This is a genomic window from Algoriphagus sp., assembly GCF_024642405.1.
Classification (GTDB): Bacteria; Bacteroidota; Bacteroidia; order Cytophagales; family Cyclobacteriaceae; genus Algoriphagus.
This window is the reverse complement of the sequence record NZ_JAHEBC010000146.1, coordinates 1-9493: the sequence shown is the minus strand read 5'-3', so window position 1 is coordinate 9493 and position 9493 is coordinate 1. Positions and strand designations below refer to the sequence as shown.

Below are 9493 nucleotides of genomic sequence, written 5' to 3'. Positions count from 1 at the left end.
TGTGGTTTTATCTTTTATTACCGCATGGAAACATAGCTTACATAGCTTTTGTATTTATTAGGTCCTGAAAGATTATTCTATTCCTAAAAACAGGATATCTATCGCTTATCAAAAAACCAAATAGATTTAGCTCAAATAGATTAAATTAATCGATTCAAATAGCCACCATCAACCATGAAAAAAACACTGCTACTAATTTTATTCAGCATGACTTTGCAACTAGTCTCAGCCACTGAACTAGTGCAAACTATTGAAACTTACCAAGCTGATTGGGGTGCTTTACGCAGATTATACACGAATACCTTATCCTTGGAATACTTTGACCGGATTGAGGAATTCAACACTAAATACCTCAACGACCTCAATAAAATGAATTACAATAATCTATCTGAAGATGGGAAGATTGATTACGTTTTATTTAGGAATTTTTTGGAAAAGGAGCTTGCTGAGTTAGGGCTGGAGAGAAGAGCTTTCGAAGAAGTTTCATCCGTGGTGGCTTTCGGAGTTCCATTAGAAGAATTTGTCGTAGGGAGAAGAAGAGCTGTAAAACCAGATGCACAAAAATTAGCAGCGACTTGGAATGAGGTAGCAAATAAGGTTGATGCTCAATTAAAGAACCTCCCAAGCATGCCAAAATATACGAGCTGGCAGAAAGCCGATTTGGCTGCAGAAGCTGTGGAAACCTTGGATAAAGTGGTTGGAGAAGCCTATTTCTACTATTATGATTATGACCCAATGTTCACTTGGTGGATGCCAGAACCTTGGAAAAGACTTGATGAAAGCATGAAGGCCTATGCAAAAGGATTGCGGGCACATTATACCAACTCAGTAAAAGATGATGGCAGTGGAATCATAGGGAAACCTATCGGTCGTGAAGCTTTATTGAATCAATTAGCGTTTGAAATGATCGCTTATAGTCCTGAAGAATTAATCGCTGAGGCAGAAAAGCAATTTGAATGGTGTGAGAAAGAAATGCTAAAAGCTTCCAATGAATTAGGATTTGGAGATGATTGGAAAGCCGCTTTGGAAATGGTCAAAGAAACCTATTTGCCGGCTGGTGAATGGCCGGCTGAGGTGATCCGTCTGGCTGAAGAAGCAACAGATTATGTGGAGAGTAATGATCTGATCACTGTTCCGCCTTTGGCTAAAGAAACTTGGAGAACTGTAATGATCTCTGCGGAAAGGCAACGAGTGAGCCCATTTTTCCTTGGTGGAGAGTCGATCCAGATTTCCTACCCAACCTCCGAGATGAGTCATGATGATAAAATGATGAGCATGCGGGGTAACAACCCACATTTTTCAAGAGCTACTGTTCAGCATGAGTTAATTCCTGGACATCACTTGCAACAGTTTATGAACCAAAGGAACATGACACATCGCAGTTTGTTTAGGACTCCTTTTTGGACTGAAGGCTGGGCCTTGTACTGGGAATTTATACTTTGGGACAAAGGTTTTCCAAGGGATGCAAAAGATAAGGTTGGGATGCTTTTCTGGAGAATGCACCGTTGTGCCCGAATCATTTTCTCTTTGAGTTATCATTTAGGAACGATGACTCCTCAGGAATGTATCGATCTATTGGTAGATAAAGTAGGGCATGAGCCAGCCAATGCCGAAGCAGAAGTGAGGAGATCTTTCGAGGGTCGATATGGACCATTATATCAAATCGCCTACATGATGGGGGCGTTGGAGATTTACTCTTTGAGAGATGAAGTAGTAAATTCCGGTAAAATGGGAGAGAAAGAATTTCATGACCTGATTATGAGTCAAAATGCAATGCCTATCGAAATCCTTCGAGCCAAGGTGACTGGCAATCCATTAAAGAAAGATCATAAAGCCAGCTGGAAGTTTTTGGATTAAGACGTAATTCTAACCAACAAAAAAAGGAGTCCGAGAAATCAGACTCCTTTTTTGATCTAATTATAACGCTTTATTTTATTTAGGCTCATTTTTAAGTTTAATAACAATTGCCCCGTTTTCAGCTTTTTCACCAAATTTCTCGATCGCTTTTTCTCCTTTGAAGACTTCCATACTTTGGATTTCTAACGGATTTATATCCATAAAGTCTTCTAACTGTTTCAATCCATCTTTGGTATCAATATAAAATAGAGGTTGAGTATTATCTTTTGATCCGGCCACCATTACGGATACTTTTGGACTATAGGCACTTTTGCCTGAAGCAACTTTATCTTCATCCCAAGTCATTGTATAGCCTGAAGATGAAGGTTGGCCAACCCTTAAGTTACTTCCTTTAAGGCTGGTTGCATTCCCGGAAGTTGTCGTAATCCCACGAACTCCATTGATAGACCCAACTCCTCTTACTACGAACACTGCGTTTTTTTGTAAAATCTCTTGCTGCTCCTCGTTTAATTCATTTTTGATAGCAACCAAATTATCTAATTGCATTTTCTTTAACTGGTTCTCTAACTTCAGCACGTTATCCATTTGCTTTTGTACCGCAACTTGATCGATTTTTGGAGAGTCGAGTAGGTTTTTCAATCGTACCGTGGCCTCATCCAAGTCCCATTTGAGCGTGCTGAATTCAGCTGCATTTTTGCTGTAAGCTTTTTTAATGTTTGAGACCTGAGCCTCACTTAATTTTAGTTCTTCTCGCATTCCCATTACTTTATCTGCAGAATAAAGGTTTCTTTGAAAGATGTCCTGACCTGGGCCAATAGAAGTAGCGACTTGACCGTGGGCTATGCCTGCACTTAGGATGAAAAAGAGAATTAATAAGTATTTCATAATATAGTTGGTTTAGTAGTCTGTTAATAATGAAGCGGTGGGGGATTCCCACACATCCAAATAAGCTTTCTCCTCGATGACAAACTCTTGTTCATTGTTTTCACCTTCTTGAAGCGTGATGATCAACACTTCTCTAGGTGCTTCAGGAATGGGTTGTGGTTCATTCATAATCAACCCTAGCAAAGCTAAGGATGCTGCAATCCCTGCAGGGATCCAGAAATTAAATTTCTTGGTTTGATAGCTTGGAAAAGGAGGAATGTCTAATTCACGATCCTGCTCTTTCATATTTTCAAAAAACCTTTTCAGTTCTGCGTTATCTTCCATGTTGCTCCTGTATTTGGGTTTTTGTAATGATTTCTTTGAGTTTCTTTTTACCGCGATCATAATGAGTCCTTGCGGTTCCGAGGCCGATTTGCAATACTTCGGCACTTTGTTCGATGGTCATTTGATGATAAAACACCATCAATAATACCTCTTGCTGCATCTTAGGCAATTTCTTGATCAAGCCTTGATAATCGGTCTGATCTATTTCATCCGGAATGTCCTCAATCTCAAAAGAATCCTCCAGCGAAAGAAACTTTCCTGATTTCCTGAGTTGGTCAATCGAAGTATACCGGATGATGGAGAAAAGCCAGGTTTTAGCTTTATCTATTTCCATTAACTTTGCTTTCCCTTCCAGAATTTTTAAATAAACCTGTTGCAGTACATCTTTTGCCATTTCATCATCAAAGGCACAACATTGTCTTGCCCAGATATAGGCCTCACGATGATAGGTTTTTAGTAGAAGATCTAGCTGCTTGCGATTCATTTACATAGGTTAGTCGAACTAGTCAAAGAATATATGACAAAGGACCTTTAAAAAATAAAATGCTTATGAAAATAAAGAACGAAAGACGCTCTTAATTTTTCATTAGTTCAATTTTAGAATCTCTTATCCTAAACAGATACGCTAGAGAGAATTCCAAGGTCGTAAAGTTCAAGTCAAAAATCCTTTCCTGAGATTCAGGATTTGTGAATTCATATCCAAATCTGACTTCTCCTGAAATAGTGCTCTTTCCAAATAGTTTACCAATTCCTGCCCCAGCGGATAATCCGTACATCAGTTTTTTGGGATCATCATCCACGCCTCCATAAGTAGGGATTTCGGGAGGATTAGAGCCAGTGATTTCTCTTTGCACATCATCTGCACTTAGCAAATACCCTAAATGGGGTCCGAATTTAATCTGAAACCTTCCAGATCTGCCCACATAGAAACTTGCCAGAACTGGTACTTTTAAATAATTCAATTTAGTTTCATTCGTAGAAATTACTCCTTCTGTATCTTCAATAGTTTGATTAAATCCAGTGGATAAATACTGAAAATTAACTTCAATCCCTGCATTCTTTGCATTGAAATGCTCTACGACGAAAGCAAAAGTTGGAGAGGATAATCCATCTACCGAAATACTCCTAATATTTAATGCCGGAATATAGGAGAATGAAGATGTGGAATACCCTCCTCTAATCCCTATGCTTGTTTGGGCCTTCAAAGAAATGGAGCTGATCATTAATACCAGCAACAAAATGATTCGGTTCATGCTCAATATTAAAGAATTCCTTTTAGCACTCGCCATTATTTGGCATTGATGGTGAAAGTACCGGATAAACCTTGATAATTCACTCCCAATCCTTTAACCGAAACTGTCATTGGCCCAGCATTGTCATTGGTGTAAAATGTGATCGTAACAGTTCCATTTTCATCAGTTACCAAATATGGGTTCCAATAAAGAGTTTGTCTTTGGTCAATGGATTCTGGGTCATTTTCTTGAGAATAATCAACTTCATAAATGGGGTTATAGGAAGCATATCCATCTATTGTGAATGTATTTAAACCTTTTCCTGCTAGTAGTTGATCGACTGCATTTGGATCATATTCTTTTAGATAGACAGCAATCACACCATTTCGTCCCTGATCACCAAGCATCGATACAGTTCTGGTTACCACCTCTACTCGTTCTATGTCATTAACATTAATACTTCTCAAATTATCAGCCGCAGTGGTAGCTCCGGTTTGAACCATAATTCCTCCATTGACCATAACTATTGGTTCTAAACTTCCGCCTACTGAGGCACCACCACCTCGAAGTCTGATTTGCTGCTGACCACTTGCGCCAGCTAATGTTACCCGCATACCGGGTACATTTCCGGCTAAGCTGTTGACCAAATCAACAGAATTACCAGTTGCCATCAACTTATCGCCTGGAACGATATAATTTGGCGTGCCATAAATAGCTTTTTTTTCATCCTTGGCTTCTTCCTTTTCCTCCTCAACCAAATTTTCATCATCCAGCTGCTCTTCTACTTTTGGATAAATGGAGGTAGAAACCGTTTCTTTTTTTGGGAAATAGGCGTTTGTTGGTAGTGTAACTGGTGCTTTGAGTTCATCAATTAATTTGACAGTTCCGGCAGGGTTTCCTTTTTTGTCAGTTGGCTGAAAAGCTAATTTCATTGGACCATAAAAATCCATTTCTTCCATGGTAAACTCTCCGTCTCTATTAGATTCCAAGTCCACCATTCCCTGAAAATCATTGACAAAAGCAGTGACAAGAGAAGAGGTCGGTTTTCCTTTATCATCCACCACAAAACCTTCTTGGGAGAGGGACTTTTGAACAGGGTATGAGAACCTGTCCAAGCCTATTGTTTCTGGAATTGTCTCTAGTTTAAGTGAGCTTTGTATATCTGAAGCCGTCTCAATTGGGACGATCTGACTTTGGTCTAAAACGGCAACAGATAAATTTGATGCTAAAGGCATTTGTTTATCAGATAGCGTTTTGATCGTCAAAGTGACTTTCTCTCTTTTACCGTAAGATTCCTTATCTGCTTTTAATGATATTCCTTTAGGATCTGGAAGTGGCCTCGCCTCAAATTCTACTATCCTTTGAAATGGATTTAATATACTGAGCGGTTCCACGAAATAGTGATTTGGCCCATAATTTTTCTGCCAATTGGTATAAGCTCTTAGGAAGTAATTTTCCTGGGAGAGCGTATCTGGCAAATAAAAATTACCAACTGCGAATCCATCTCGAACCGGAAGCTTTTTCTCTAAAACGATGTCTCTATTTTGGTTGATTACCTCGACATGAAGAACTTTACTCAATTGATCTCTTAAATATGGATTTCCATAATTAAAGTAAGCTTTCAAATAGATTTGATTTCCAGCGTAATAATAGGGCTTATCTGTGTGTAGGTAGACCTTTTCTTGAAAATTGGCGGCAGTCCTATCTAAGTTTTGTAGCTGAATTGCTTTTTCCGCATCATAATCTAAAGGCAAAAGAGTAGAAATTCTTTTGCGATCCATGTCTCCCGAAAAAACTAAATCCTGGGGATTGAGGACCATCCCATTTTCCTTTACACGAACAATACCTTTATTTACTTCAAGCCAGGAAACCGGGTATGGAGCATCTTTGTAAGTATTTACCTGAGAGTATCCTTTTTGATAATGAATCTCAATTCTACCTTTCATTGTGATTAGGTACTCTTCAGGCTTATTTGGAGCAGGAGTAACCAAATTGTCTGGTTGATAAGGTACCACTGATTTTCCTAATTCATTTGCAAAAATATCTGAACGCATGTTCATGGAGGGAGATCCCCCAGCTTTGTCTCCATAAAGGAAAAACCCTTCTTTTTCTTGGTCTCCGGTAATCATCGCCCGGAACATATTCATCGGTGATTTTTGATATACCTCTGCTCGATTATTTTCCCAAGTGCTTCTTTGATCTTCTGTCTCAGGAATCATTTCTTCGAATCTAGCCGCACCTGCAATTCGGTAATTAGTTGGGGAATCAAAAAAATCCTGAAGGTTAAATGTGATTTTATATCCTAAATAGTTATTTGTGATTTCTAAAGGAATATCTGCGGATGCTACAAAAGTATTTTTCTCCTCACTTTCCGGGAAATCGATCACCCATGGATTTTCAATGCTGGACTTGCTTGCAACGTCGTCATTGCCCAAGAAAAGATTTTCAAATTTTCTTAAATCTCTTTCCCAAGACTTGTCTCTTGAGGCTTTGATTTCCACATCACTCAGTTCCTGAGCAAAGGGCTCCATATTTAAATTTACAGTGGAGATTCCCCCTGGATTTAAAGTCACTTTTTTAGTCTCGGCGATGTAACCGATAAAAGAAAATCCAATTTCTAGGGATCCGGGTTCCAGATTTTCCAGTGTGTATTCCCCATTCATATCCGTTACCGTCGCAATTGTTGTATTGTTCACGAAAACATTACAAAAAGGAAGTGTTTCTCCAGTTTCGGCGTCCTTTACAATTCCGGTTATTGTACCGCTTTGCGCTAGAACCAAAAATTGGATTCCGAACAAAAGAAATATTATTGATATTACTGATTTCATATTAATGCTAAACTAATAAGTTTCAAGGTTTGAAAAATATTCTATTCTTTATTTATGACGAATCTTCCTTCAATCGGTTGTCCATCTGCTGAAATACCTTTTATCTCAACCCACATAGGGCCACCGGTTTTTGAGCTTTGAAATTGTACCTTTTGAGAAAGTTCTTCGGTATTTGTAATTACTTCAGGGTTCCAATAGAGGGTAGGTTTTAAACTCCTTAAAAGAGGATTAAGTTTTTGCTCCTCCATGACTTCTGTAAACTTCCTTGGAGTTGGGAAACCTGATAGTTTGATCGGGGTAAAACTATTTGACATTGCTTCTTGGGCTTCTTTCAGTGCAGCTCCAGATTTCATAAAAATGGAGATAATGCCATTTCTTCCGCCTTCCCCAAGCATGGAGACAGTTCTTTTAATGACTTCGACCCTTTCTATCGCAAATACGTTTATTCCTGCCAATACATCAGTGGCAGTTCTGGAAGAAGCACCGCCGCCTCCTAATATTGATCCGGTAGGTGGGTTGATTGGAACACCATCAATCATAACTAAAGGCTCACCACCATTTCTAAATCTAATGGATGGTGGATTCCCTGTCACACTCATGCCTGCAACTTGTCCTGCTAGTAGGTAAATAAATTGAGAAGTTGATCCATTCAATTGTAAATCTGCTGGGTCGACCGTATTATCAGCTAGCCCATAAATCATGGGGCCAACTGGGTCTGACTTTTCTTCATCTATCACAAATTCATCCAATAAGATTTCACCTTGTTCCATATTTGCCTGAATTTCTTGGGCTGTAAGCGATGGGGTTTTTGTAATTGATAATTCTGGAAAATTGAATTCAGCCACATTTTTTGAGATCTGGAAATCCTGAATTTCAAGCGTGACCTTTCGGATTGGCAAAGCTTTTTCATCCCTCGCCTGAACAGCAATTTCAAAATCTCCTTCAAAGCTTAAGTTTGGAATGGAAAACTCACCGTCACTACCCACTTTATATTTTTCCATATTTTCTAAGCCATTGATCAAAGCCGTCACTTCCCCTTGAGTAGGTTTGTTATTTTGGTCTTTAATCTCTCCATGAACAGTAAATCTTGTTTCTAAAGGAAAAGTGAAAGATGCTAACTCCAATTCCGTCGGGACTGAAGGCAACGTAAAATCCTCTTGAATTGAACTTGGGGATGGAATTGGAACTGCCTGATCAAGATCCAAAACCCGAATTGCTAAATCTGATGCTAAGGGTTTTCCATTCGCATCTCTAACCATGATATTCAAATTCACTTTTTCTTCAGGGCCATAATTCTGCTTATCTGAAAAGATCGTCACCCCGATTGATGACTGTTCTGGCAATGAAACAGATGGTTTTAAACTTGGGTCATGAATTTGTATAGGCAAATAAGTTTCATTTCCATAATTGAGGCTCCAGGAGGTATAAGCTTTTAATAAGTAGTTTTCCTGATTGAGATCGACTGGTAAAAAAATAGATCCGAAAGCTTTTCCAGCTGTAATCGGAAAAACTTGATGATATTCCTGGTAGCCGGTAGTATCCAAAATTTCTACATGAAGGACTTTGCTGAGTTCTGGTGCCAAAAGAGGATTTGCATAAATCATGTTGGCTTTAAAAAATAAAGTTTCACCCCTTAGATAATGCTTTCGGTCTGTTTGCAAAAAGACCTTTTCCTGCATTACTTGGGCATTCTTCTCAATATTTGAAAGCCTTAGTACTTTTTCAGCATTGAAATTTCCAGGGAGCTTATCAAAGGGATGGGTTTCAGTAAATCCGCCTTCTAAGATTAATTGATTTTCAAAAACCACTGAACCTTCAGATCGCAAGACCAACTCATCACCTGTGAAGCTTATTTTTCCTTTATCCTTAACCGTGTAAGGCCTTGGAAAGGAGATTAGGAATTCACCGGGAAATGTTCCGAATGCAACATGTATTGGTTCTGAAGGATCAGAAGAATTGATCTCTCCAGAGAGCATTTGCCTTAAAATAAATTCTGGAGAGTTTTTAAAAACCTTTTCCCGTTCGGTAATCCTTTCATTTATCAGTTCAGGGATTTCATTAATCAAATCAAGAAAGGCCAGCTGAATATTTTCTTTTGAAATGGGAGATCCTAGTTGGTAAGGCTCCAATAAATATAGAGTGAAAAGAAAACCTGTTTTATCATTAACAAAAATCAAATATCCTTTTGCTTCAACCAAAGTCTCTTTTGAATTTTCCTCTTCAGAAAATATTAAGGCATCTGGGTTTAAAAGGCGGATATTTTCACCATAATTACTGGCCGATAAAAACGATTCCGAAAATTCCTGTACGAGTTTTTCACGTCTTTTTTCAGAAAGTTTTAATTCCAATGGAAAAATCCCCATATCA

At 38.6% G+C, this 9493-nt stretch carries 7 protein-coding genes; 1 reads left to right on the top strand and 6 read right to left on the bottom strand.

Annotated features, from left to right (window positions below; all coding sequences use genetic code 11):
- Positions 1 to 174 precede the first annotated feature (174 nt).
- Positions 175 to 1857 (top strand): DUF885 family protein, encoded by a 1683-nt coding sequence (locus Q0L68_RS11950; protein ID WP_296703359.1) that lies wholly within the window; start codon positions 175 to 177, stop codon positions 1855 to 1857.
- Positions 1858 to 1932: 75 nt separating this feature from the next.
- On the opposite strand, the gene Q0L68_RS11945 is transcribed toward Q0L68_RS11950, so the two are convergent.
- From Q0L68_RS11945 to Q0L68_RS11920, 6 genes are all read right to left on the bottom strand, one after another.
- Positions 1933 to 2742 carry a hypothetical protein gene (locus tag Q0L68_RS11945; protein WP_296703358.1) on the bottom strand — a complete coding sequence of 270 codons (810 nt, stop codon included), beginning with the start codon at positions 2740 to 2742 and terminating at the stop codon, positions 1933 to 1935.
- A 12-nt stretch (positions 2743 to 2754) separates the two neighbouring features.
- The gene (locus Q0L68_RS11940) at positions 2755 to 3066 is read right to left on the bottom strand and encodes a hypothetical protein (RefSeq protein WP_296703356.1); all 312 of its coding nucleotides are present in this window, start codon (positions 3064 to 3066) and stop codon (positions 2755 to 2757) included.
- Complete coding sequence (locus Q0L68_RS11935) at positions 3056 to 3550, bottom strand: RNA polymerase sigma factor (RefSeq protein ID WP_296703352.1); 495 nt, start codon at positions 3548 to 3550, stop codon at positions 3056 to 3058. The genes Q0L68_RS11940 and Q0L68_RS11935 overlap by 11 nt, the downstream gene beginning before the upstream one ends.
- 91 nt (positions 3551 to 3641) lie before the next feature.
- Positions 3642 to 4319 carry a porin family protein gene (locus Q0L68_RS11930; protein WP_296703349.1) on the bottom strand — a complete coding sequence of 226 codons (678 nt, stop codon included), beginning with the start codon at positions 4317 to 4319 and terminating at the stop codon, positions 3642 to 3644.
- Positions 4320 to 4354: 35 nt separating this feature from the next.
- The gene (locus Q0L68_RS11925) at positions 4355 to 7126 is read right to left on the bottom strand and encodes a TonB-dependent receptor (RefSeq protein WP_296703347.1); all 2772 of its coding nucleotides are present in this window, start codon (positions 7124 to 7126) and stop codon (positions 4355 to 4357) included.
- A 41-nt stretch (positions 7127 to 7167) separates the two neighbouring features.
- A partial coding sequence (locus tag Q0L68_RS11920; RefSeq protein ID WP_296703344.1) for a TonB-dependent receptor plug domain-containing protein occupies positions 7168 to 9493 on the bottom strand: 2326 nt, incomplete at its 5' end.

Bases quoted from the DNA above. Each gene is read 5' to 3' on its own strand.
- Q0L68_RS11950 (WP_296703359.1), top strand. From the start codon at position 175: ATGAAAAAAACACTGCTACTAATTTTATTCAGCATGACTTTGCAACTA.
- Q0L68_RS11945 (WP_296703358.1), bottom strand. From the start codon at position 2,742: ATGAAATACTTATTAATTCTCTTTTTCATCCTAAGTGCAGGCATAGCC.
- Q0L68_RS11940 (WP_296703356.1), bottom strand. From the start codon at position 3,066: ATGGAAGATAACGCAGAACTGAAAAGGTTTTTTGAAAATATGAAAGAG.
- Q0L68_RS11935 (WP_296703352.1), bottom strand. From the start codon at position 3,550: ATGAATCGCAAGCAGCTAGATCTTCTACTAAAAACCTATCATCGTGAG.
- Q0L68_RS11930 (WP_296703349.1), bottom strand. From the start codon at position 4,319: ATGAACCGAATCATTTTGTTGCTGGTATTAATGATCAGCTCCATTTCT.
- Q0L68_RS11925 (WP_296703347.1), bottom strand. From the start codon at position 7,126: ATGAAATCAGTAATATCAATAATATTTCTTTTGTTCGGAATCCAATTT.